This is a genomic window from Streptomyces sp. NPDC090798, from assembly GCF_044768965.1.
GTDB lineage: Bacteria > Actinomycetota > Actinomycetes > Streptomycetales > Streptomycetaceae > Streptomyces.
Genome location: NZ_JBIVXA010000006.1, coordinates 299,638 through 321,991 on the forward strand (window position 1 = coordinate 299,638; position 22,354 = coordinate 321,991).

18 protein-coding genes, 1 tRNA gene and 5 pseudogenes are annotated in these 22,354 nt (G+C 66.5%); 12 read left to right on the top strand and 12 right to left on the bottom strand.

What is annotated here, in order from left to right; all coding sequences use genetic code 11:
* Window positions 1-263 precede the first annotated feature (263 nt).
* Window positions 264-337, top strand: a tRNA-Met gene (locus ACIQTP_RS16025).
* A gap of 110 nt (window positions 338-447) precedes the next feature.
* Here ACIQTP_RS16025 and ACIQTP_RS16030 read toward each other — a convergent pair.
* Window positions 448-864, bottom strand: coding sequence for a Fur family transcriptional regulator (locus ACIQTP_RS16030; RefSeq protein WP_402035565.1), 417 nt, complete (start codon window positions 862-864; stop codon window positions 448-450).
* 153 nt (window positions 865-1,017) lie between these two features.
* Between ACIQTP_RS16030 and ACIQTP_RS16035 the strand changes: the two genes are divergently transcribed.
* Complete coding sequence (locus ACIQTP_RS16035) at window positions 1,018-2,469, top strand: catalase (RefSeq protein ID WP_403400232.1); 1,452 nt, start codon at window positions 1,018-1,020, stop codon at window positions 2,467-2,469.
* Window positions 2,470-2,659: 190 nt separating this feature from the next.
* Here the strand turns inward: ACIQTP_RS16035 and ACIQTP_RS16040 are convergent, their stop codons facing one another.
* Window positions 2,660-3,052: a cyclic nucleotide-binding/CBS domain-containing protein gene (locus ACIQTP_RS16040; protein WP_067368643.1), complete on the bottom strand. Its 393-nt coding sequence runs from the start codon at window positions 3,050-3,052 to the stop codon at window positions 2,660-2,662.
* 1,232 nt (window positions 3,053-4,284) lie between these two features.
* On the opposite strand from ACIQTP_RS16040, the gene ACIQTP_RS16045 reads away from it, so the two are divergent.
* The 3 genes from ACIQTP_RS16045 (at window position 4,285) to ACIQTP_RS16055 (ending at window position 6,112) form a co-directional block, all read left to right on the top strand.
* Complete coding sequence (locus ACIQTP_RS16045) at window positions 4,285-4,956, top strand: DUF4190 domain-containing protein (protein WP_403400237.1); 672 nt, start codon at window positions 4,285-4,287, stop codon at window positions 4,954-4,956.
* Window positions 4,957-5,678: 722 nt separating this feature from the next.
* Window positions 5,679-5,903: a LexA family protein gene (locus tag ACIQTP_RS16050; RefSeq protein WP_403400239.1), complete on the top strand. Its 225-nt coding sequence runs from the start codon at window positions 5,679-5,681 to the stop codon at window positions 5,901-5,903.
* Window positions 5,900-6,112 carry a hypothetical protein gene (locus ACIQTP_RS16055; protein WP_120985177.1) on the top strand — a complete coding sequence of 71 codons (213 nt, stop codon included), beginning with the start codon at window positions 5,900-5,902 and terminating at the stop codon, window positions 6,110-6,112. The genes ACIQTP_RS16050 and ACIQTP_RS16055 overlap by 4 nt, the downstream gene beginning before the upstream one ends.
* 455 nt (window positions 6,113-6,567) lie before the next feature.
* Here ACIQTP_RS16055 and ACIQTP_RS16060 read toward each other — a convergent pair whose 3' ends face one another.
* Window positions 6,568-7,437: an META domain-containing protein gene (locus ACIQTP_RS16060; RefSeq protein ID WP_054233046.1), complete on the bottom strand. Its 870-nt coding sequence runs from the start codon at window positions 7,435-7,437 to the stop codon at window positions 6,568-6,570.
* 39 nt (window positions 7,438-7,476) lie between these two features.
* Window positions 7,477-7,596, bottom strand: a pseudogene (locus tag ACIQTP_RS16065) (pyridoxine 5'-phosphate oxidase C-terminal domain-containing protein); the annotation flags it as partial.
* Between the two features lie 745 nt (window positions 7,597-8,341).
* Between ACIQTP_RS16065 and ACIQTP_RS16070 the strand changes: the two are divergent.
* A complete protein-coding gene (locus ACIQTP_RS16070) occupies window positions 8,342-10,075 on the top strand; it encodes an AIPR family protein (protein ID WP_403400242.1) in 1,734 nt (577 codons plus the stop codon).
* Window positions 10,076-10,177: 102 nt separating this feature from the next.
* Here the strand turns inward: ACIQTP_RS16070 and ACIQTP_RS16075 are convergent.
* Window positions 10,178-10,282, bottom strand: a pseudogene (locus tag ACIQTP_RS16075) (NUDIX hydrolase); the annotation flags it as partial.
* A 143-nt stretch (window positions 10,283-10,425) separates the two neighbouring features.
* Window positions 10,426-12,168 carry an ATP-dependent nuclease gene (locus ACIQTP_RS16080; RefSeq protein ID WP_403400244.1) on the bottom strand — a complete coding sequence of 581 codons (1,743 nt, stop codon included), beginning with the start codon at window positions 12,166-12,168 and terminating at the stop codon, window positions 10,426-10,428.
* A 258-nt stretch (window positions 12,169-12,426) separates the two neighbouring features.
* Between ACIQTP_RS16080 and ACIQTP_RS16085 the strand changes: the two are divergent.
* From ACIQTP_RS16085 to ACIQTP_RS16095, 3 pseudogenes are all read left to right on the top strand, one after another.
* Window positions 12,427-12,573, top strand: a pseudogene (locus ACIQTP_RS16085) (helix-turn-helix domain-containing protein); the annotation flags it as partial.
* A 375-nt stretch (window positions 12,574-12,948) separates the two neighbouring features.
* A pseudogene (locus tag ACIQTP_RS16090) lies at window positions 12,949-13,143 on the top strand (helix-turn-helix transcriptional regulator); the annotation flags it as partial.
* Between the two features lie 79 nt (window positions 13,144-13,222).
* Window positions 13,223-14,458, top strand: a pseudogene (locus tag ACIQTP_RS16095) (tyrosine-type recombinase/integrase).
* 37 nt (window positions 14,459-14,495) lie between these two features.
* Here the strand turns inward: ACIQTP_RS16095 and hisN are convergent.
* The gene (gene hisN, locus ACIQTP_RS16100) at window positions 14,496-15,296 is read right to left on the bottom strand and encodes a histidinol-phosphatase (protein WP_319746453.1); all 801 of its coding nucleotides are present in this window, start codon (window positions 15,294-15,296) and stop codon (window positions 14,496-14,498) included.
* Between the two features lie 232 nt (window positions 15,297-15,528).
* Between hisN and ACIQTP_RS16105 the strand changes: the two genes are divergently transcribed.
* On the top strand, window positions 15,529-16,134 hold the full coding sequence (locus ACIQTP_RS16105) for a TetR/AcrR family transcriptional regulator (protein WP_402035571.1): 606 nt from the start codon (window positions 15,529-15,531) through the stop codon (window positions 16,132-16,134).
* A gap of 112 nt (window positions 16,135-16,246) precedes the next feature.
* Here the strand turns inward: ACIQTP_RS16105 and ACIQTP_RS16110 are convergent, their stop codons facing one another.
* From ACIQTP_RS16110 to ACIQTP_RS16130, 5 genes are all read right to left on the bottom strand, one after another.
* Window positions 16,247-16,570, bottom strand: a complete 324-nt coding sequence (locus ACIQTP_RS16110) for a DMT family transporter (protein ID WP_403400247.1) — start codon at window positions 16,568-16,570, stop codon at window positions 16,247-16,249.
* 145 nt (window positions 16,571-16,715) lie between these two features.
* Window positions 16,716-17,726 carry a ribosome small subunit-dependent GTPase A gene (gene rsgA / locus ACIQTP_RS16115; RefSeq protein ID WP_403400249.1) on the bottom strand — a complete coding sequence of 337 codons (1,011 nt, stop codon included), beginning with the start codon at window positions 17,724-17,726 and terminating at the stop codon, window positions 16,716-16,718.
* Between the two features lie 16 nt (window positions 17,727-17,742).
* A complete protein-coding gene (aroA, locus tag ACIQTP_RS16120) occupies window positions 17,743-19,083 on the bottom strand; it encodes a 3-phosphoshikimate 1-carboxyvinyltransferase (protein ID WP_403400251.1) in 1,341 nt (446 codons plus the stop codon).
* Between the two features lie 139 nt (window positions 19,084-19,222).
* Window positions 19,223-19,945 carry a M50 family metallopeptidase gene (locus ACIQTP_RS16125; protein ID WP_403400254.1) on the bottom strand — a complete coding sequence of 241 codons (723 nt, stop codon included), beginning with the start codon at window positions 19,943-19,945 and terminating at the stop codon, window positions 19,223-19,225.
* 153 nt (window positions 19,946-20,098) lie between these two features.
* On the bottom strand, window positions 20,099-20,461 hold the full coding sequence (locus ACIQTP_RS16130) for a hypothetical protein (RefSeq protein WP_403400255.1): 363 nt from the start codon (window positions 20,459-20,461) through the stop codon (window positions 20,099-20,101).
* 354 nt (window positions 20,462-20,815) lie between these two features.
* Between ACIQTP_RS16130 and ACIQTP_RS16135 the strand changes: the two genes are divergently transcribed.
* Together ACIQTP_RS16135 and ACIQTP_RS16140 are read left to right on the top strand one after the other, a co-directional pair.
* Complete coding sequence (locus tag ACIQTP_RS16135) at window positions 20,816-21,631, top strand: SOS response-associated peptidase (protein WP_403400257.1); 816 nt, start codon at window positions 20,816-20,818, stop codon at window positions 21,629-21,631.
* Between the two features lie 13 nt (window positions 21,632-21,644).
* Entirely contained in the window at window positions 21,645-22,313 is a 669-nt protein-coding gene (locus tag ACIQTP_RS16140) for an alpha/beta family hydrolase (RefSeq protein WP_403400465.1), read from the top strand.
* Window positions 22,314-22,354 lie beyond the last annotated feature (41 nt).

A 22,354-nucleotide genomic window follows, 5' to 3' on the forward strand; every position in this document is an offset into this window, starting at 1 on the left:
TGCGCCCCAGCGGGGCTGCGCCCCTGCGCCCCAGCGGGGCTGCGCCCCTGCGCCCCAGCGGGGCTGCGCCCCTGCGCCCCAGCGGGGCTGCGCCCCGAACCCCGTACGGCTCCGCCCCGAACCCCGTAGGGGCTTTCGGCGTATCCCCAGGGGTGGCCCCCGGACCTGCCTTCGCTGGAGGGGTCGCGCTCAGGTGGCGTTGAGGACGCCGGTCATGGGATTTGCACTGGTCCACCTGGTTGACGTAATGTTCAGTTCATCGACGCGGGGTGGAGCAGCTCGGTAGCTCGCTGGGCTCATAACCCAGAGGTCGCAGGTTCAAATCCTGTCCCCGCTACTTGAAGGCGAAGGACCCAGATCATTCAGATCTGGGTCCTTCGGCGTTTTCGGGGCTGCGGAGGGCAAGGGGAAGCCCCGGCGTCCGTGGAGGCCGGGGCTTCGGGGGAGTCAGGCTGACGCGCAGGCGGGACACAGGCCCCGGTATGTCACCTCTACGTCCGAGACCGTGAAGCCGAAGCGCTCCGAGTCGGGGAGGTCGGCGAGCGGGTTGCCGCTCGGGTGGACGTCGCGGATCGAGCCGCACTGGGCGCAGACCAGGTGGTGGTGCGGACGGTGCGCGTTCGGGTCGTAGCGCTTGGCACGCTTGTCCGTCGCGACTTCCAGCACCTCGCCGAGCGAGACCAGCTCACCCAACGTGTTGTAGACGGTCGCCCGGGAGATCTCGGGCAGCTTGGTGACGGCCCGGGCATGTACCTCGTCGGCCGTCAGATGGACGTGATCGCCGTCGAGTACCTCGGCCACGACACGCCGCTGCGCGGTCATTCGCCATCCGCGTCCGCGCAGCCGTTCCAACAGGTCACTCATGCAGGCCAGCTTAACAGCAAGGAGACCAGATCCTGAATAGGTGTGAATTTGGATGAGGACTTGTCTTAGATATTGTCTAATGTAGGATCGGTTCGACATTGGCTATCGGGTGGGACTGGGCAGGACTGGTCCGGAATGACGCAGGAGGCGCACGTGACGCAGGGACCGCTTACGACGGAGGCCGGCGCGCCGGTGGCCGACAACCAGAACAGCGAGACCGCGGGCGTCGGCGGCCCGGTGCTCGTTCAGGACCAGCTGCTTCTCGAGAAGCTCGCCCACTTCAACCGTGAGCGCATCCCGGAGCGTGTCGTGCACGCCCGCGGCGCCGCCGCCTACGGCACCTTCACGGTCACCGCGGATGTCACCCGGTACACCCGCGCCGCGTTCCTCTCCCACGTCGGCAAGGAGACCGAGACCTTTCTGCGGTTCTCGACGGTGGCAGGCAACCTCGGCTCCGCGGACGCGGTCCGTGACCCCCGCGGCTTCGCGCTGAAGTTCTACACCGAAGAGGGCAACTACGACCTCGTCGGCAACAACACCCCGGTGTTCTTCATCAAGGACGCCATCAAGTTCCCGGACTTCATCCACACGCAGAAGCGCGACCCGTACACCGGTTCGCAGGAGGCCGACAACGTGTGGGATTTCTGGGGGCTGTCCCCCGAGTCCACGCATCAGGTGACCTGGCTCTTCGGCGACCGGGGTATCCCGGCCTCCTACCGCCACCTCAACGGGTACGGCTCGCACACGTACCAGTGGAACAACGAGGCCGGTGAGGTCTTCTGGGTCAAGTACCACTTCAAGACCGACCAGGGCATCAAGAACCTCACCCAGGTGGAGGCCGACAAGCTCGCCGGCGAGGACCCCGACTCCCACCAGCGCGATCTGCGCGAGGCCATCGAGCGTGGTGAGTTCCCGTCCTGGACCGTGCAGGTGCAGATCATGCCGGCGGCCGACGCGGCGACCTACCGGTTCAACCCGTTCGACCTCACCAAGGTGTGGCCGCACGAGGACTACCCGCCGATCGAGATCGGCAGGCTGGAGCTCAACCGCAACCCGGAGAACATCTTCGCCGAGGTCGAGCAGTCCATCTTCTCGCCGGCGCACTTCGTACCGGGTATCGGACCTTCGCCCGACAAGATGCTTCAGGGGCGGCTCTTCGCCTATGGCGATGCGCACCGCTACCGCGTCGGCGTCAACGCCGACCACCTGCCGGTGAACCGCCCGCACGCCGCCGAGGCGCGCACGAACTCCCGTGACGGCTTCCTGTACGACGGCCGCCACAAGGGCGCGAAGAACTACGAGCCGAACAGCTTCGGTGGTCCGCTCCAGACGGACCGGCCGCTGTGGCAGCCGATCGCGGTGACCGGCCACACCGGTGAGACCGAGGCGCCGTCCCACCCCGAGGACGACGACTTCGTGCAGGCAGGCGAGCTGTACCGCCTGATGTCGGAGGACGAGCAGGGGCGCCTGATCGCGAACCTGGCGGGTTCCATCGCCAGGGTCTCCCGTGACGACATCGCCGAGCGCGCGATCAACAACTTCCGTCAGGCCGACGAAGACTTCGGCAAGCGGCTGGAGGCCGCAGTCCAGGCCCTGCGCGGCTGACAGCCGGCACTGGACGCTTGTCGTGGGCGGTGGGCCGAATCCCTCTGAGTGGGGGTCCGGCCCGTCGGCATGCGGGGGCCCGACCCCGGGAGGCGTGTCCAGGGAGCAGTGCCCCAGCAGTAGCGCTCAGGGAGCGGTGCTCAGGGAGCGGTGCTCAGGAAGCGGTGCCCGGGCGGCGGCGCCTGGGCGTCTACGCCGGTACCCGCTGCCGCTTCGGGGCCCAGCAGCGGATGATGTCGCGGACCGAGACGATGCCGACCGGGCCGTTGTCGTCGAGCACGATCAGGTGTCGGAAGCCGCCGTGTGCCATCGCCGCCGCGGCTTCCTCCAGGGTCCAGACGGGGGCGGCGAAGACGACGTCGGTCGTGGTGTGGGTGCCCGCGGTCTCGGTGTCCGGGTTCTGTCCGAGGGCGATCGAGTTGAGGATGTCGCGTTCGGTGAGGATGCCGAGGCCGGAGGAGTCTTCGTCGTGGACGACGGCCGCGCCTACGCGGCGGGAGGACATCAGGCAGGCCGCCTGACGGAGCGTGTGTGCCGGGCCGATGGTGAGGACCACCGTGCTCATGGCGTCGCGGACGAGCATGGGCTGGAGCCACCTCCTTGGTGAAGCGCCAAGAGAAGCGATTCACAAGTTCACAAGTGGGGGGACTCTCAGAGTCGCAGTTAAAGGGAGGGTCAACAAGAGGGCGTGCAGTGAGTTTCGGGGGCGCCCATGGGTCACAAGGGCGCGCCACCGGCTCTTCCGTACCGATGGTTCAGGTGCCCCGGCAGCTCGTCGGCTCAGTACCGCTGGTATTGAACTGCCCCTGCGGCGGGGTGCAGTGCTGCCCGGCATCCCCTGTGGAGCTGCCGGGTAGCCGGTGTCATTGGTCGTTGTTGGTCGTCGTGGGCCGCCCTCGGACGGCCCACGGACGGCCCGGCGGTGGATGCCGCCACCGGTGACGAGAGCCCGGTATAAGGTCCCCGAGGAGGGCACTCTGCTGGCAAGCCCGACCTATGACCCTCGCCTTACAAGTTCCCCCCAACAGCCCAACGACCAGGGGCGATGCCGTCCGGCCTGGCCTGCGAGGTGCGCGGCTGGTTCTCCCGATACGGCAATGTGCACCGGTGTTGCCGTCAAAGACTGCCGTCACGTCACGGGTGTTGAACAGCACGAAAGAGTTCAAGCAGCGCAGCAAAGAGTTCAGCATGTAGTTCAGCAGCGCGGTGAACCGTTCAGCGTCGTAAGGTACATCTCTGGACGTTTCGACCTGCCTACGTCGTTGCAGGCCGTTTCCGAGTGATTCTGGTGCCGCTGTCAGGCGAACTGTTCAGCGACAGTCGAAAGTTCAGCTGCGCTTCATAAGGTCAAGTGCGCAGGCCACTGTTCAGTAGCGCCGCATGGCGGAAATCGTTCGATCGGGCGTGCTGTGTCGAGTGGTTGCACGAACGCTCGGACGGATGTTGCCGCGGGTGCGGCCGATCGGTGGACTTCGCGGACCGCGGCAGTGCGGCGTGCTGTCCACACCGCCGCGCATGTCGGGCAACCAGGACGACTCGTTTTCCTCAACGCGAAGCATCACACCGCACTGCGGGTGACGACGGTGGAGCCGCGTGACGCATCGCGGTGGGACGCCGAGGTGAGGCCCCTGCCCGATCCCGCCGTCACCGCCGATGACCTCCCAAAACACCACAGCCGCGCCCTGCACACCAAATTTTTTGCCCATCAGGAAAGTTCAATCACGAACTAATCACTTTCCGTACCTTTGCGGCAACCACACAGGTCCTTCACTGGTCACCCACGCGCAAACACAGCAGAAACCCGTGGGGAGCACCATGAGCCAGCAGCAGTACCCCCAGCCCCAGCAGCCCGGCAGCAACGGGCTGGCCACCACCGCACTCGTCCTCGGCATCATCGCCGTCGTAGTCAGCTTCATCCCTGTCCTGAACGTCGTCGTCTGGCCGCTCGCGATCCTTGGCATCATCTTCGGCGCCATCGGCCTCTCCAAGGCGGGCAAGGTCCGCAAGGGCAAGGGCGCCGGCATCACCGGCCTCGTCACTTCGGCCGTAGCGATCATCATGTTCTTTGCCATGAACGCCCTGTTCTTCTCCGCCGTCGACAAGGCCAGTAAGGAGCTCGACAAGTCGTACGACTCCACCACCGTCGGCGACGGCAAGTCCAAGACCGGCGGCGCCAAGGAGTCCAAGGTCATGAAGGACTTCAAGGTCACTAAGTGCGACGTGGTCACCGGCGACTTCGGCATCAAGGAGATGGCCATCCACGTCGACTACGCCAACAACGGCGACCGCCGATACTCGTACTTCGTAGAGGGCGAGGTCCTGGCCGACGGCAAGAAGGTCAACGACTTCATGTCAACCGCCGAGAACCTCGCCCCGGGCCAGAAGTTCACTGACAAGAACGCTGGTGCGCTGGTGAACGCGGACGAGATCAAGGACGCCAAGAAGCTCGAGTGCAAGACCATCAAAGCGTCCCGAACTGACTTCTGATCGCTGACGTCGCACGACGCCGACCACCATCTGCAGGCCTCGCCGCGCACCCCGCAGCGGCGGGGCTCGCTGCATCATGGAGACCATGGAGTCGCAGCGGCACGGACGCCGGCCGGGCTGAAGCGGGGCGGAGACATGACCGCAGGCCCGGCCGAGGGCCGGGCCGCGCGCGGGGAGCGGAGCGAGTCTCAATGACGGAGTCAAGCCGCTTGCGTGGCAGGCGGGGATAGACACGCAGACTGAAACAGACCAGGCAGGTGCTGAATTCAGTGCCTGCCTGATCTGCTGTTTCGGCTGTCGGGGTGGCGGGATTTGAACCCACGACCTCTTCGTCGGTTACGAACGCCCCAAGTAGCCGCACCGTCGGGTGTCTGCGCACTGAGCAGATCAGTGCGCAGATCCTCGATTCCAGCTGCGCAGAGAAGAGTTCAGTGCCCAGGTCAAAGCCTTGGGCGCTGAACTGTTTCCTCTCGCCCGACAACGGGGCTCGGATCTGCGGTTTCGTCCACGAGCCCATGTCCGCCCGGCCGTGCGGAGCGCTAAGCGACCCAGCCAGAGACCCGCGGGCCGCCGTTCACCGCCGCCCCTCGGACTCTTTGAGGTGGCCCTGCCCTCGTCAGTCACCGGCCGTGCGCTGAACAGGTCGACATGACGGCGCCGCCGAACAAACCGGTGCGACTCACCTTAGCCCAGAATTCGAACACGCGATCTAATTCGGATATATGGCGAACCACAGGGTCGACTACCTCACCAGCACCCAGGAGCACATCCTGCGCTGCATCCGCGAGTCGATCGCCGAACGAGGTGAATCCCCGACCGTGCAGGAGATCGGCGCGCATGTGGGCATGCGCAGCCGCGCCTCCGTGCACTACCACCTGGGACGGATCGAAGCGCTCGGGTACATCGCCCGCGAGCCTCACAGGCCGCGCGGGATCAGGCTCACATGACCAGCACCGCCCCTGACCGGGAGCGCTTCCACCTCACGGTGTCCTCCACCGGCCGCCCGGTCATACAGGGCTGGTGGGAGAACGACGCAGTCGCGCGAGGCAAGTTCGTGTCCTGGGTGGGCGAGTACGGCACCATCCCCGGCGCACGCCTCACACTGGTCGACGAGGCCGCGGCTCGCACGCTGGCCGTCTGGCCGGACGCGGAGTAGCGCCGTCAGCCCTCCGACGCTGGGGGTCGTACGGCCCTCTTCACAGCCCACTCGACCTCCTGCCGCGACATGCTCACGCCCTCACGCGCCGCGTATTCCGTGACCACCGCCTGCGCGGCCTGATAGACCAGTGGCGGTCGCGGATGTGGCTGGACACCTGGGTCTAGCTGGGCAGACGTAGCAAGGGGGCGCGGAAATCTGCCGCGCCCCCTTGGTCGTTGTTGGGCGTTGACGGTTGTCGTTGGTCGCCCTCGCGCGGCCCGAGGACGGCCCAGCTCTGGGCCCGGGAGATTTACAGACCGCGCGGCGGTCAGAACGTGAGCAGGGTCTTCGGCCGCGAAAAGCCCTGGTTCCCCATGGATGCCCCAGAGGCTCCCTCAGGCTCGGGTGCGGACCGCCGGCCGGCGAGCCGGGCCGACTGTGAATCCAGACCCCTGGGCGCGGTGGTGTGCCGGTCACCTCACCCGGATGAAGTTGTAGGCGAGGCCGTCGAGGCCGGGGGTGCGGTCTACGAAGGTAATGCCGCGCGAGGCAACGACCGAGAACGTGCGCGGGTCCTGGTCGAGCAGGCCGTCCTCCTGGGACATGATCTTCCGTGAGCAGGTCCGGTGCGTGGTGCGGGTGAGCGGGTACAGCGTGACGTGCTCGCCTGCGAAGGCGGCCCGGCCCTTGAAGCCGTTGCAGCCTCCCTTTCCAGTGACCGTGCCGTCCCGGTGGAAGACGAAGTAGACCTCTTTGCCGGCCGTCATGTCGACGGGGGTGTCGGCGACGTTCAGATATTCGATTCGCCACGGCGCTCCGAAGAGCCCCTGAGGCCACAGCATTTGCAGCGCGACATAGTCGCCCCTCTGGTTCTTCAGGGTCATCGAGAATTCGTCGACCCGCTCGGCCACCGCCAGGGGGCCGCCGGTGAAGATCTTCCGCATCCGCTGCTCGAAGGCGCGCTCCTTCGCCGGACACGCGTCGTCCGGCGTCGCCCCCGACGTGTCCGTACCGACGGTGAGCGTCGTGGCGGTGACCGTGGCGGACGACTTGAACGGCGTGCATCCGTAGTCGCCCACGGCCGTGTTGTCGTAGCCGAACTCGACCCACGCGCCGGCGTCCGGCGGTGCGTCGATGTTGCGCCCGTCGACCGTGACCCAGTCGACCCGCCAACGTGCGCCCAGGAGCCGCCCGCCGTAACCGCCCGGCCCCGTCGGCATGGTCCACGGCGTGGGCCGGTCCGGGGCCTTCCCCCCGCTCCCCGCCCGGGGCGAGCACGCGGTGACGGTGAGCAGAGCGACGAGCAGTGCGCCGAGAATGGCGCCGGTCCGGTACATGCGCATGCCGATTCAGACCTCCGACCCACCTTCGGGGTTGCCCCGTCAGGGCCACAGCAGTTGCCGCGACCACCCCTCCGAGTCGTTCTTGCGACGGTAGGCCAGACGTACGTGCCTGCGGGCCGTATCGCCCTGGAAGAACTCCACTTCTGGCCCCTGTACACGGGCACGGCGATCCCCATAGACCAGTGGCGCTCCCGGATGTGGCTGGACACCTGGGTCTAGCTGCACAGACACACCAAGAGGGCGCGGCAGCCTGCCGCGCCCTCTTGGTCGTTGTCGGCCGTCAGCGGTTGTCGTCGGCCACCCTCGTACGGCCCGGAGACGGCCCAGCTCGCGGGTGAAGCGGCTGACCACCGCCTTACAAGTTCCCCCCAACAGCCCAACGACCAGGGGCGATGCCGTCCGGCCTGGCCTGCGGGGTGCGCGGCTGGTTCTCCCGATACGGCGATGTGCACCGGTGTTGCCGTCAAAGACTGCCGTCACGTCACGGGGCTCGGAGCTGCGGTCGGAGCGCTGGGCGATCCAGCCAGAGACCCGCGGGGCACCGTTCACCGCCACCACTCGGCCCCCACGGCCGAGTGGTTCCAGGCCACCCGCGACAACCCGTCCGGCCACCGCCGATCCGGCCCTGCGCGCTATCCCTTGGGACAAAGACGCCAACGGCCAGCGCGTGGCCTCGACACCGATCCACCCAGCGCGGCCCGCAGCCGGCGACGCCGGTGCAGCGCGCAGTCCGGGACTCGCTGCCGCACACCGAACACGGCCGCGGCGGCACCGCCATGATGCGTGCATCAAGTGTCATTGGGCGGGTCAGAGCACCCGCCAAGTTGTGCCGTGCATCTTGCCAGCGCGCAGCTTCGCCAAGATGATTCCTTGCAGAAGCGTGTGGAACTTGGGGGCGCCACAGATGGCTGTGAAGAGTAACGATCAACGCCTGCTCGACCGAATCCTGGAAGATCAGAGGCGGCGGCTTGCACCAAATCAAAAGATGGACGACTTTTTTAACTACTTCACAGCGAGCACCGCACTACAAGACCGAGACCTAGACATCGATGAACTACGTGACGGTATCGTTGACGGCTCTCACGATTGCGGCATCGACGGCCTCTGGGTTTTCGTTGACGATCGATATGTTTCTGCCAGCATCGACCGTCACGTGACCATTCGAGCGAAGAAGCTCGAGCTCGTAATTTTGCAGGCCAAAACTTCGGCCGGCTATCAAGAGACAGCCTTCGAGAAACTGCATTACCATCTGCCGTTGCTTCTCGATATGGGTCGAGACGTAAAGACTCTATCCGAGTCAACGAATGCGAAACTACTAGATCGCACTGGCAGGTTTCTCGAGGTACTAGAAGCCCTTGCCTCCTCTTTCCCGGAGGTTTCAATCCGGGTGATTTACGCCACCCGATCCGTGGAGGCTCCACACCCTAACGTGCGAGCTAAGGGAAGTAGGCTCGCCAGGGAACTAGCAAAGGTTGCCTCGAAAACAAAATGCGACGTTGAGTACCTCGGTGCCGCAGAGCTCAGGGAGATGTCGGGGCGCGGCGCTTCTATCGTCTTGGATATGACATTCACCGAGACGCCAGTCAGTACATCACTCGGCGACGGCTACATATGCCTAGTACGCCTTGACCAATACTACAACTTCATCACGTCCGAAAATGGCGCACTCCGACTCGAGTTGTTTGAGTCCAACGTGCGAGATTACGCAGGTCAGACTTCTGTCAATGCCGCAATCGGCGAAACTCTAAAGTCTAATCACCGCGAAGACTTCTGGTGGTTCAACAATGGTGTAACCATCGTCGCAGAGGAGGTCAGCATTGCTGGAAAGCGGATCATAGTAAGGGACCCTCAGATCGTAAACGGCCTACAAACGAGCCATGAAATATTCAACCATTTCCGTAACTCGGGGCAACACAACGAGCGCTCAGTTCTCGTGCGAGTCATGGTCCCGCCTTCCTCCGGGCGTGCCAGGGACGTAATCATCCGTGCGACAAACAGTCAGACACAGCTCCCGCCCGGCGCCCTGCGCGCCACTGAGAAAATCCAGAAGGACATCGAAGAAGCGCTCGCGCGTGACGGATATCGCTACGAGCGGCGGGCGAACTACTACAAAAATCTGGGTTTTCCGCTCGAGCAAGTGGTCAGCATGTCCAGATTGGCGCGCGAGTACACTGCTTTTACGGTTGGGGAACCTCACACAGCGCTCAAGTACTCGGAAACACTACTTCTGGATGATTCCCACTACTACAAGGTGTTTTCGACCGACACGGATATTGATTTGTACGGGCTTGTCCTAGACGTTCATACACGCATCAGTGATTTCCTGATGGATTACGTCAAAGATCGGCCACTGTTGGGCGACACAATGGAAAACTGGCGATATCATCTCGCATACATGAGTCGGTTCACACTGACGCGACTACGGCGACCCACGCAGCGTGATCTTCTAAATGTCACGCTGGAACATCTGTCAGATGCTCTCATGGGAGCAATGACGAACCTGCTGGATCGCGAATATCGGAGCGCCTTGCGCGGGAACAGGACTCAGGGAATTGACAGGGTTGCCCGCAGCGAGGACTTCACAAATAGGCTACGCCAAGCGACCGTAGTGATGCGCCGTTTCAACATCGACCGGTAGCGCGTGCCTCAGGTCCTGGCGGCAGAACAGTCCTCCACCCCGCTGACACAGGCTCATGGCGTTCGAGGGCCCTGTTCTCTCGCCCAAGGCGTCCAGCAGTCAGACCCCGTACACCTCGCCCATCCACTTCTCGACTTCTTCTCGAGTCAGCCATTCCACAGCCGTTGATTCGCTTGACGTTCGCTCCGTCCCACCCACCGGCCAGCACGCTTGTTGCGCAGGAAGTTGTGCGGCGCGATGCGGTCCTCGAACGACTCACGTTCGGGCGCCAATGACCTGCAGTTGAGGGGTCGTTCGGTCGTTGCTGGTCGCTATAGGCCGCCCTTCGACGGCCCAGGGACGGCCCCACGTCAGCCCACGTGAGCAAGCGCGGCTACATGCCTACGCGCCGCAGGCTCCTTGTGCGCGCCAGCCTTGATAGCGGCGGGCAGCCAAGCCGGCCCCTTTGCCACTCCGAGAGCAGGAGCAAAGCGCTCCAATTCCCCTACACGCACAAGCACGATGCCCAACTCGTCTAGTTTAGACAAGAGACGCTGCACGGCCTGCGCCGCTTCCCCTTTAAACGCTAGTTCCCCGTATTGCTTTACGTCAGACCAGGGGCTCTCCCTTGACCGCAGCTGGGCCATAAATTCTCCGCGAACGTCAGCAGTGAACGATTCTTCCCCCCGCTCAGCAAAAAGGGCGTTTAGCGCTGAAAGGACCTGATCTACGGATACCCTTTCACGCGGTCTCCTAAATGGGACTGTAGCCACATCGTAATCCTGCTGCACATCAGACCAAGACCCATCAAACGACTCCACGAGCGCCCTGAGCGTCTCACGGTTATTCAAAACATCCATGTCGGGGCTCGCCGCAACGGGAACGTTTACGGAGCGGAGGGCCTTAACTAGCTTCACGATTCCAGCCTTACCCCCACTGGGAACAAATAGAACATCTCCGGCAGGAAAGGAAACCGGAAGTTGCGCCATGGATTCCTCCAGAGCCGCCGAATAGAAGCGGCAATCACTATCAGCCTCCGCGATCACAACAAGGCGATGAAATAGCCCATCAAGCACATTCGAGTAACGGAGGACTGGATCATCCCAGATATTTCGCAGATCACTCACATCAAGTTGATGCGCAGAAGTTTCATTTTCCTCTGACCTATCCAGCCGGACGATAGACACGTCAGCTTCCGATTGAAGCAGCCCGGCAAGAAGGTTGCGGTCGTGCGTAGCCAGGATAATCTGAATTCCCCTTGCCTTCGCCTGTTCCCCGAGAATTCTTCCGATAGCAGCGGCCTGCGGAGGATGCAGGAACGCTTCAGGCTCGTCAATGAATACGATTGGATACGTAGATGTAACCAACGGCGCAAGGAGACCAATAAGACTCTTCATGCCGTCACCCTGCTCCATCAATTCAGGGAGGGAAGCAAGAGCGGAAAGATATTCTTCGGTGACGCGGTCGATCGAAGGTGCCGGAACCCCGGTGTCCCCCACCCTAAGATTCACTCGCTTACTGAGGCGATCCAGCGTGAGTGATTTCCGAAATACCTCCAAACAAATTCCCTTAAGATCCTCAAATAGCCTGTAATCATCCTGCAGGATATGCAGCGGAGAAGTTGGGGGCTGCGAAAGCTTGTCCCGCATTTCCACCGGAGACGCACCCTGGAGTCGCTGCCACGCATCTCCGTAGAAAACGAAAAAATTATTCACCTCTTGCAGCCCTGAAGATTCAAAAGTCTCGAGCCTATTCGCCACAGAATTGAGATGTACCCCTTCAAGTCGGGGGCCGTAGAAAACCGTTTGGCCTCCATTTTCGACGGACATGGCATGCTTTCGCAACCAGGCTAGGCCGTCATTAACCGAGCCGGAGCGCTCCATCTGAACCCGCCGTACCAGAAATGTGCCTTGTAGCTCCGCCGCTTGTGGCCCTTGCGCAATATGTGAAGTGATCTGACGAAGAAGCGTCGATTTTCCTGAATTATTTGGTCCTACAATGGCAGTGACACCCGATTTCGGAAACCCAATACGAGTACCGGTCGCCATCTCGACTTCTTCAATTGCGATCGAGAACGCATTCGGGTTTCCTTCTGGATTAGTCGAAATTTGCATGTGTGCCTCGCAGTATCGAGAAGGTAGCCACTTGGTTTTATCACTACTGACCGACCGCTGAGGGTGAGAAGGCGAGTTTGGGTGCCAGGGAACGTTTCAGGCATCGATCCCCGGATCGGTACCCGGACACTCTGTCCGGGGCGCTCAGCCGAGCAGGCACGACTCTGAGACATCAGCAACCTGCCCACCACAGCCATCGAAGAGAACCTGCCCGGTACCGTGAAGCGGGCCCCTACAACCAGCAGGAGGCAACACGCAATGCGTGGTCTCGGAGATCACCTCAGCATCGGCGAGCGGATCGCGTTCTACCGCAAGCGCCGCGGCTACACGCAAGAGGTTCTGGCCGGACTGGTCGGCTACAGCACTGACTGGTTGGCCAAGATCGAAACTGGGCGCCGGAAGCCGCCCCGTATCGACATGCTCGCGGAACTGTCGCGCATCCTGCGCGTGCCTCTCGGTGACTTGCTCGGTCAGACAGTGCTCATGGAGGACGAAAGGCAGCAGGACGACGTCCCGGCCGTGCGCGACGCGCTCATGAGCCCGCGGCGGCTGTCGCGCTTGCTCTTCGGCCCCGAGGCCGAAGTCCAGCTCCCTACGCCTGCGCCTGTGGCCGTGCGTGTCGAGCACGCGTGGAACGACTACCAGAGTGGGCGACTCGGCAGCGTCATCGCCGCCCTTCCCGCCCTTCTCCAGACGGCTCAGGAGCTTGAGGAGCGGGCGGCACGCCGTGGCGAGGACCGTAACGACTGCTGGGCGGTATCGGCTCGCACGCACCACCTCGGTCTCCCGGACCGCTACCTCACCCCCGACGACATCGCCGAGATCTTCGAGGTGGCCAAAGAGACCGTCTACCAGTGGCGTAAGAAGCGCATCGGCCCGCCGGGATTCCGCATCGGCAAGTACATCCGTTACGACCCCGCCGACGTGCTCGCCCACGTAGCCGAACGCAAGAGCACCGACCAAGACGCCGCCTAGCCCAACACCCACCGCAGACAGCAGGGAGAGCCGCTAACCAGCGGCTCTCCCTGCTGCGTGTTGAGAGGACCACCGCCACATGGCAGGCCACATCCAAGACCGCTGGTTCAAGACCGAGACCAACTCCGACGGCAAGACCGTACGCATCAAGAGCGACCGCCACGGAAGCGGCCTGCGCTACAGGGCCCGGTACATCGGCCCCGACGGCACCGAGAAGTCCAAGAGCTTCCCCGACGGACAGAAGCGCCTCGCTGAGAAATGGCTGTCCGGGATCGAAGCGGACATGGCGCGAGGGCAGTACATCGACCCGCGGGCCGGCCGGCTCACCGTGCGGCAGCACGCTGAACGGTGGTTGGCCTCCCTCACCATGGACCCCAGTACGTTCGTGAGCACCGAGACGCGCATCCGCCTGCACGCCCTGCCGCATCTGGGCAGCCGATCGCTCGACTCGCTGAGGCCCATCCACATCCGTGAGTGGCTGCGGAAGCTCGAAGACGGGGGACTGGCCCCCGCCTATCAGCGGGTCATCTTCGCGAACCTCAACGCGATGTAGGCCGCTGCCGTCGACGACCGCCTGATCCCGCACAACCCCTGCCGATCGTCGTCCGTGAAGGCGCCCAAGCCGGAACCTCGCCGGATCAAGCCATGGCGGCCTGAGCGAGTGCTGGCGGTGCGCTCGGCACTGCCAGAGCGGTACCGCGCCACGGTGGACCTGGCCGGCGGGTGCGGCATGCGCCAGGGCGAAGTGCTTGGCCTGGCCGTTGACGATGTGGACTTCGTCGAAGGAGTCGTTCACGTCGTCCGGCAGGTCAAACTCATCGCCGGGCGGCAGGTGTTCGCGCTGCCGAAGGGCGGTAAGACGCGCACCATCCCGTTGCCGGGGAGCGTCGCTCGCGCGCTTGAGGCGCACATCGCGCAATACCCGCCCGCGGCCATCACGCTGCCGTGGCGGACGGTCGACGGCTCACCGATCGCGGCTCCGGTGCTCTTCCGCAATGCCGAGGGACGCGCGGTACACCGCATTGCCTTCAACGAGAAGGCGTGGCGGCCCGCTCTCGACAGGGCGGACGTCCCGCGTGGCAGGGAGAACGGGATGCACGCGCTGAGGCACTTCTACGCGTCCGTTCTGCTGGACGCGGGGGAGAGCATCAAGGCTCTGTCGGAGTACCTGGGGCACCATGACCCGGGCTTCACCCTGCGGACGTACACGCACCTGATGCCGAGCAGCGAGAAGCGGACGCGTGAGGCGGTGAACCGGGCCTTCGAGGGCGGCCCGGACTCCGATGACGGCCCCACGACGGCCCAGGGGGTCTGAAACCAGGGGAAACGTGCTGGTCAAGCCGCAAGTGCCCTCAGTACCGCTGGTTCAGATAGCCCAGCAGCTCGTCGTGGAGGATGCCGTTCGACGCGGCCGCGTTGCCGCTGTGCGGGCCCGGGCGGCCGTCGAGCCCTGTGAAGGAGCCGCCCGCCTCGGTCACCACGATCGCGTTCGCCGCCATGTCCCACAGCGACAGCTCGGGCTCCGCGCAGATGTCCACCGAACCCTCCGCGACCATCATGTACGGCCAGAAGTCGCCGTACCCGCGCGTGCGCCAGACCGCCTTCGTCAGGTCCAGGAAGCCGTCGAGGCGGCCCTGGTCCTCCCAGCCGGAGAGCGAGGAGTACGCGAAGGACGCGTCGGCCATCCGCGAGACTTGGGAGACCTTCAGACGCGTGGCCGAGGACAGGCTGCGGCCGGTGAACGCGCCGTGCCCCTTCGCCGCCCACCAGCGGCGGCCCAGCGCGGGCGCGGAGACCACCCCGACCACCGGCTGGTAGCCGCCCTCGCCCGCTTCCATGAGGGAGATCAGCGTGGCCCAGACGGGCACCCCGCGGACGTAGTTCTTGGTGCCGTCGATCGGGTCGATCACCCAGCGGCGCGGGCCGGTGCCCTCGATGCCGTACTCCTCGCCGAGGACCGCGTCGCGCGGCCGTGCCCGCTGGAGGTGGCCGCGGATCAGCTCCTCCGCGGCCTTGTCCGCCTCGCTCACCGGCGTCATGTCCGGCTTGGTCTCGACCTTGAGGTCGAGCGCCTTGAACCGGTCCATCGTCGCCGCGTCGGCGGCGTCCGCCAGGACATGGGCCAGGCGCAGGTCATCGCGATAGTCGGGCATGACTGCACCGTATATGGCCCACTCGGGCCACAGCCATACGGCCCGGGGGATCCCCAGGCACGGTCAGGGGACTCGGGGCGCCTCGGGGCGCGGGCCGCACGGCCTGGTTGATCATCGCGGCGTGCGGGGGTCCGCGTACGCCCCTCGACGCCGCCGCGAACCCTTGACAGTGCCCCTGTGCGCGTCAAATCTGAGCTGCAGTGCCGCCCGCTCGCCCCCAGGGAGGCGAAAGATGCCTGCAGCGCGGGAATCCCTTCTGGATGCCGCCTATACGGCGCTCGCACACCGCCCGTGGTCCACGGTGCGGATGGTCGACGTCGCCGCCGTGGCCGGTGTGTCCCGCCAGACGCTCTACAACGAGTTCGGAAGCAAGGAGGGGCTCGCACGCGCCCTCGTACGGCGGGAGGCCGACGGCTATCTCGCCGGTGTCGAGCGCGCGCTGGCCGCCCACGCGGACGCGCGCGAGCGGCTGGTCGCGACCGCCGAGTGGACCATGTCGGCGGCCCGGGGCAACGTGCTCGTACGGGCCATGCTGACCGGGTGCTGGAGTGAGCGGCTGCCGTCGCCGACGCTCTCGGCGGTGCCGTCGTCGTCCGCGGTGCCCGCGCAGCGGAGGGCGGACGGGCCGTTGCCCTCGCCGGCGGACTTCGTGGCGCTCGTACGGGATCGGGCTGTCGCGGCGTTGTCCGGGCCCGGGGCGATGAGGGGGGAGGTGGGGGAGTTGGCCGGGGCGTGTGAGTTGGTGGTGAGGTTGTCGTTGTCGTGTGTGGCGGCGCCGCCGGGAGAGGGTGGAGTGACGGAGCTGGTGCGAGGTGCGTTACCGCGGCAGTGGAGATGACTCGCCCACTGGGGTGCCGGGGAGTGTGTGTCGGCGGGTGCGGCGATCGTCGTGGCCGGTCGCGCAGTGCCCCGCGCCCCAGAAGACTTCCCCGCGCCCCTGACGGGGCACCTCAGTGGGCGGAGCCCGAGAGCTGGAGGCCGATGACGCCGATGATGACGAAGCTGATGGAGACGATCTTGAGCGTCGACACCAGGTCGCCGAGGAAGATCATGCCGTAGATGGCGGTGCCCGCCGCGCCGATGCCGGTCCACACCGCGTACGCCGGGCCGACGTCGAGCTTCCGCAGGGAGAGGGTCAGCAGACCGAAGCTGCCGAGCGCGAAGATGCAGAAGGCGACCGTCGGCCAGAGTCTGGTGAAGCCGTGCGAGAGCTTCAGACAGACGGCGAAGCCGGTTTCGAGCAGTCCCGCCACAACGACCAGCAGCCACGCCATGGCTCGTCCTCCCGTGTCCGCACGTCGACTGCTTCGTCTGGCCTGGGTCCGGCTTGGTGCGATTATGCATTTACCGACCGGCTAAGCACTTACCGACGGGCCGCCCACGCAAACAACGCGGAGGTCACAAGGGGGCTAGGGGGACTCAGTCACCCTCCGTGCGCTCCCGCGTCGCCAGCAGCCGGCGCAGGGAGTAGAGCCGTTGCGGGTCCGCGTGGCCGTCCGCCACCCACTGGTCCAGCGCGCAGTCCGGCTCGTCGTGGCTGCACGCGCGCGGACAGCCCTCGGTACCGGGTTCGAGGTCGGGGAAGGCGTGGATGACCCGGGAGGGGTCGACGTGGTGCAGGCCGAAGGAGCGGACGCCGGGGGTGTCGATGACCCAGCCCTCACCGCCCGGCAGCGGGATAGCCCGCGCCGAGGTCGTGGTGTGCCGGCCGCGGCCCGTGACGGCGTTCACATGGCCGGTGCTGCGCCGCCTCTCCAGCGAGACCAGCGCGTTGACCAAGGTCGTCTTGCCGACGCCGGAGTGTCCGACGAACGCCGTGATCTTGCCGTCCAGCTGCTTGCGCACCCGGTCCACCGCCGCGCCGCTCTCCAGCTCCGCACGGCTCGTCACGACGTAGGGGACGCCCAGGGCCCCGTACAGCTCGAGGAGTTCGTCGGGCGGGGCGAGGTCCGACTTGGTCAGCACCAGCAAGGGCTCCAGGCCGGCGTCGTACGCCGCGACCAGACAGCGGTCGATCAGGCGCGGGCGCGGTTCGGGGTCGGCGAGGGCGGTGACGATGGCGAGCTGGTCGGCGTTGGCGACGACCACGCGCTCGTAGGGATCGTCGTCGTCGGCCGTGCGGCGCAGTACCGAGCTGCGTGGCTCGATGCGGACGATACGGGCGAGGGTGTCCTTCTCGCCGGACAGGTCGCCGACGATGGCGACGTGGTCACCGACGACGGCGGCCTTGCGGCCCAGCTCGCGGGCCTTCATCGCCATCACGAGGCGGCCCTCGACGAGGCAGGTCAGGCGGCCCCGGTCGACGGTGACGACCATGCCCTCGACCGCCTCCTCGTGCTTGGGGCGGATGTTCGTACGCGGACGGTTGCCCTTGCGGTTGGGGCGCTGGCGGATGTCGTCCTCGTCGGTGTGCTTGCCGTAGCGGCGCATGATCCCGGTCCGCCCGTCAGTTCCCGAGCATTCCGGTCCACAGATCGGGGAAGTCCGGCAGGGTCTTCGCCGTCGTCGCCACGTTCTCGATCTGCACCCCCTCCACCGCCAGCCCGATGATCGCGCCGGCGGTCGCCATGCGGTGGTCGTCGTAGGTGTGGAAGATGCCGCCGTGCAGCCGGCGCGGGCGGATGTGCAGGCCGTCGGCGGTCTCGGTGACGTCACCGCCGAGTTCGTTGATCTCCTTGGTGAGCGCGGCCAGCCGGTCCGTCTCGTGAAGGCGCAGATGGGCCACGCCCCGCAGGGTGGACGGGGAGTCGGCCAGGGCCGCGACCGCCGCGATACCCGGCGTCAGCTCGCCGACCTCGCTCAGGTCCACGTCGATGCCGTGGATCGCACCCGAACCGGTGAACTCCAGACCGCTGTCGGTCAGTTCGCAGGAACCGCCCATCTCGGTGAAGATCTCCCGCAGCCGGTCACCGGGCTGGGTGGTGTGCGCGGGCCAGTCGGGGACGACGACCGTGCCGCCGGTCACCAGGGCCGCCGCCAGGAACGGCTGGGCGTTCGACAGGTCAGGCTCGATGATCAGGTCGCGGCCGAGCAGCGCGCCGGGTGTGACCCGCCAGACGTTGGGCTCGCCGCCCGATTCCGGGGTGTCCACCTGGGCGCCGACCGCGCGCAGCATGTCGACCGTCATCCGGATGTGCGGCATGGAGGGCAGCGTGGAGCCGATGTGGCGGACCTCCACCCCCTGGTTGAAGCGTGGGCCGGACAGGAGAAGGGCGCTCACGAACTGGGACGACGAGGATGCGTCGATCTCCACCGGGCCGCCGTCCAGGGCGCCGCCGCCGTGCACGGTCAGCGGCAGCGCGCCGCGGCCGTCGTCGTCGATGCGGGCGCCGAGCAGGCGCAGCGCGTCGATCACACCGTTCAGCGGGCGCTCGTACGACCGGTGGTCGCCGTCGAAGCGGATGGGGCCGTCGGCGAGGGCGGCGACCGGGGGCAGGAAGCGCATCACGGTGCCGGCGTTGCCGACGTCGACCGTGGCCGGGCCCTGAAGACCCGAGGGGATGACCCGCCAGGCCTCGCCGGAGGCGTCCGGGCCCGCGGCGACCGTGGAGCTGGACGCCACCGTCTCCTCGATGCCGACGCCCATCGCGCGCAGCGCGCCCGCCATCAGCAGCGTGTCCCGGGAGCGCAGCGGGCGGCGCAGCCAGCCCGGCTCGGAGGCGAGTGCGGCGAGGACCAGGGCGCGGTTGGTGACCGACTTGGAACCCGGCACGTGGACCGTCGCGTCGACGGCTCCGCTCGCGTGCGGGGCGGGCCAGAGGGCGGTGTGGGCGGGGTTCGCGGTCATGCGCCCACTTTAGTGGGTGGAGGTGGGGGTAGATCTTGATCAAAAGTGACGGAATGTGAGCGAAAGATTCAGGGGTGCCTCACCGCCCCAGTACTCACCGCCCCAGTACTCACCGCCCCAGTACTCACCGCCCCAGTACTCAACGCCCCAGGAGCCAGCGGCCGCCGCCCAGCAGCGCGCACAGGGACACCGCGTGGAACAGGAACAGCCACAGCCCCGCCGGGACGTGGGTGAGGCGGGAGAGCTGGTCGGCGTCGGAGTCGCCGGCTCCGCCCCGGCTGCGCTTGGCCTGGAGCTCGAAGGCCGGACGGACGCCGCCGAGCAGCAGGAACCACACCACGGCGTACGCGAACGCCGCCTGCACCTGGGGCCCGGCGAGCCAGGACACCACCAGGAACGTGCCGCCGGTGAGGAGCACCGTGAGTGCCCCGTAGGCGTTGCGGATCATCACCAGCATCGCGACGAGCAGGGCCGTGGCCAGCCACAGGAGCAGGGTGATGCGGCCCAGGCCCAGCAGCGCGGCGCCGCCGAGGCCGAGCAGCGGGGGAGCGGTGTAGCCGGCCGCCGCGGTGAGGATCATGCCGAGGCCGGTGGGCTTGCCGCGGCTGACGGTGAGGCCGCTGGTGTCGGAGTGCAGCCGGATGCCGCTGAGGCTCCGCCCGGTCAGCAGCGCCACCAGCCCGTGGCCGCCCTCGTGCGCGATGGTGATGGCGTTGCGGGACAGGCGCCAGACGCCGTGCGGGACGATCACCGCGAGAGCGGCGACCAGGGTGGCTATCACCACCCACAGATCGGGGTCCGGCTGGGTGCCGGAGACCTGGTCCCAGAGGGAGGCCAGCGAGGTGGATGCGGTGCTGTCCATGGTCTGCGGTGGCTCCCTTTGGTGTCGCGGAATCTGGCAGTGTGGCACGTACGGGGGGACGGTATGTGAGACGCCGGACCAGCAGCGATCGTTCCTGACGGCAAACATGCAGGTCACAGCGGTAGAGCCCCAGCGCCTCAGAACCCCAGCGCCTCAGAACCCCGGGGTCGGGAGGAAGCCCGGCCACCAGGGGGGTACGCCGCTGGGGCAGTCGTAGGTGGTGCCGCGCCAGAAGATCGAGAGGGTGCACCAGGAAACGGCGAGAAGCGTCACGGCGAGGGCGAGGGTGTGGAGAAGGGGACGGTTGCCAAGGACGACGCCCACCGCCACCCAGCTCAGCAGCAGGACCGCCCAGAGGCCCGGGATGAAGAGGAGGAGTAGGAAGCTGCTGTTGGCCGAGTTGTTCACTCCCGTGTCGCAGGCGTTCCACACCCTGCCCAGAAGCATGGCCGCGAGCACCGCGAGAGCCAGCCCCACCACCGTGCCGAGACATCCGTGCAGCCGTCGGTTCCCCATACGCCCCCTCTGTTCGTCGTCCGCTCCGGAAAGCACCGGAGCCGCACCGCTCGTCACTGTATTCACCCGCTCCGCAGGCCCTGACCAGCGGGGACCGGCTCGCCTCTTGACGGGCGGGCCGGTCCCCGGCGGGCGGGTCGTGGCTACTTCTTCTCTGGTCAGGCTGGCGGGTCGACCGACGGGGTCTCTTCGGCGGATCGGTCCGGAGGCTGCGGAACTCTTCAAGTGCGGCAGGATGGGCGCAGGGCCCAAAGCGGAGGCGAGCCCGACGCGCCACTGGTTCGCCTCGACCGCGCTCAGCCTGACTGAGGCGGCGCGATCTGGCGTTTTCGCAGGTCGGAGGGGTGATTACAGATGTGCGGACGGTATGCGGCGAGTCGTGGGCCCGAGGATCTCGCAGGAATCTTCGAGGTCGAGAAGTGGGAGCCCGAGGAGACCTTGGACCCCGACTACAACGTGGCTCCGACCAAGGAGGTGTATGCCGTCCTCGACCGCCCACTCAAGGACGCGGAGAGCCCGAAGCCGGTTCGCCAGCTGCGCAGGCTCAAGTGGGGGCTCGTCCCGTCCTGGGCCAAGACGCCCGAGGGCGGTGCCCGGATGATCAACGCCCGCGCGGAGACCGTGCACGAGAAGCCCTCGTACCGCCGTGCCTTCGCCGCCCGGCGCTGCATCATCCCCGCCGACGGCTACTACGAGTGGGTCACCGGGTCCGTCGAGCGCGACCTCGAGGTCGAGGGCAAGAAGAAGCGGCCGCGCAAGCAGCCGTACTTCGTGCTTCCCGCGGACGGCTCGGTCTTCGCGATGGCCGGGCTGTACGAGTTCTGGCGCGACAGGACGCTCCCCGACGACCACCCCCGGGCCTGGTGGGTGACGTGCTCGGTGATCACGACCGAGGCGGAGACCTCGCCGCTCGCGGCCGCGCCCGCCGAGGGGCCGTACGCCCTCGCCGACATCCACCCCCGGATGCCCCTGATGCTCACCCCGGACCGCTGGGACGCCTGGCTCGACCCGGCCCGTACGGACGTCGACGGCCTGCGCGAGCTGCTCGCGCCGCCGCCCGCCGGGCTGATGCGCGCCTACCCCGTCTCCACGGCCGTCAGCAACGTGCGCAACAACGGGCCGGAGCTGCTGAAGGAGCTGGAGGGCCCCGAAGAGGGCACACTCTTCTGACGTGACGGAGATCATGGACGCGATCGAGACGATCGAGACGGACGCCGGTACCGCCCGCGTCACCTGGCGCCGGGCCAGGAAGCCACGCCTCGTGCTCGCTGTGAGTCACGGCGCCGGCGGCGGTGTCGAGGCGCGTGATCTCCAGGCGCTGGCCGCGCTGCTGCCCGGGCACGGCGTGAGCGTCGCGCTCGTCGAGCAGCCGTGGCGGGTGGCCGGGAAGAAGGTGGCGCCCGCGCCGAAGACCCTGGACGTGGGATGGCGCGGCCTGTGGCCCACGGTCGCGAAGCCCGGACTGCCCGTGATCGCGGGCGGGCGCAGCGCCGGAGCCCGCGTCGCCTGCCGCACGGCGACGGAACTCGGCGCGAGCGCCGTCCTCGCCCTCAGTTTCCCGCTGCACCCGCCGGGCAAGCCCGAGAAGTCCCGTGCCGGCGAACTCCTCGGCACCGGGGTGCCCACCCTCGTCGTCCAGGGCGGCAACGACCCGTTCGGCAAGCCGGCGGAGTTCCCGAAGGGCTCGTACGAGCTGATCGAGGTGCCGTACGGCGATCATGGCTTCGCCGTGCCGGTGAGGGTCCCCCCGCGCGAGCGAAGCCGAGCGCGGGGGAGGGCACCGATCGACCAGGACGCTGCCCTGAAGACCATCACCGACGGCGTCGTGAGGTGGATCGCGTCACTCGGGTGACGCACGGGAATGTCGGACGGCGGACCACTGTTGTGCCGAGC

What these genes read in the sequence shown, in the direction of transcription:
- ACIQTP_RS16030 (WP_402035565.1), bottom strand. Translation starts at nt 864, where the DNA reads ATGAGTGACCTGTTGGAACGGCTGCGCGGACGCGGATGGCGAATGACC.
- ACIQTP_RS16040 (WP_067368643.1), bottom strand. Translation starts at nt 3,052, where the DNA reads ATGCTCGTCCGCGACGCCATGAGCACGGTGGTCCTCACCATCGGCCCG.
- ACIQTP_RS16045 (WP_403400237.1), top strand. Translation starts at nt 4,285, where the DNA reads ATGAGCCAGCAGCAGTACCCCCAGCCCCAGCAGCCCGGCAGCAACGGG.
- ACIQTP_RS16050 (WP_403400239.1), top strand. Translation starts at nt 5,679, where the DNA reads ATGGCGAACCACAGGGTCGACTACCTCACCAGCACCCAGGAGCACATC.
- ACIQTP_RS16055 (WP_120985177.1), top strand. Translation starts at nt 5,900, where the DNA reads ATGACCAGCACCGCCCCTGACCGGGAGCGCTTCCACCTCACGGTGTCC.
- ACIQTP_RS16060 (WP_054233046.1), bottom strand. Translation starts at nt 7,437, where the DNA reads ATGCGCATGTACCGGACCGGCGCCATTCTCGGCGCACTGCTCGTCGCT.
- ACIQTP_RS16070 (WP_403400242.1), top strand. Translation starts at nt 8,342, where the DNA reads ATGGCTGTGAAGAGTAACGATCAACGCCTGCTCGACCGAATCCTGGAA.
- ACIQTP_RS16080 (WP_403400244.1), bottom strand. Translation starts at nt 12,168, where the DNA reads ATGCAAATTTCGACTAATCCAGAAGGAAACCCGAATGCGTTCTCGATC.
- hisN (WP_319746453.1), bottom strand. Translation starts at nt 15,296, where the DNA reads ATGCCCGACTATCGCGATGACCTGCGCCTGGCCCATGTCCTGGCGGAC.
- ACIQTP_RS16105 (WP_402035571.1), top strand. Translation starts at nt 15,529, where the DNA reads ATGCCTGCAGCGCGGGAATCCCTTCTGGATGCCGCCTATACGGCGCTC.
- ACIQTP_RS16110 (WP_403400247.1), bottom strand. Translation starts at nt 16,570, where the DNA reads ATGGCGTGGCTGCTGGTCGTTGTGGCGGGACTGCTCGAAACCGGCTTC.
- rsgA (WP_403400249.1), bottom strand. Translation starts at nt 17,726, where the DNA reads ATGCGCCGCTACGGCAAGCACACCGACGAGGACGACATCCGCCAGCGC.
- aroA (WP_403400251.1), bottom strand. Translation starts at nt 19,083, where the DNA reads ATGACCGCGAACCCCGCCCACACCGCCCTCTGGCCCGCCCCGCACGCG.
- ACIQTP_RS16125 (WP_403400254.1), bottom strand. Translation starts at nt 19,945, where the DNA reads ATGGACAGCACCGCATCCACCTCGCTGGCCTCCCTCTGGGACCAGGTC.
- ACIQTP_RS16130 (WP_403400255.1), bottom strand. Translation starts at nt 20,461, where the DNA reads ATGGGGAACCGACGGCTGCACGGATGTCTCGGCACGGTGGTGGGGCTG.
- ACIQTP_RS16135 (WP_403400257.1), top strand. Translation starts at nt 20,816, where the DNA reads ATGTGCGGACGGTATGCGGCGAGTCGTGGGCCCGAGGATCTCGCAGGA.
- ACIQTP_RS16140 (WP_403400465.1), top strand. Translation starts at nt 21,645, where the DNA reads ATGGACGCGATCGAGACGATCGAGACGGACGCCGGTACCGCCCGCGTC.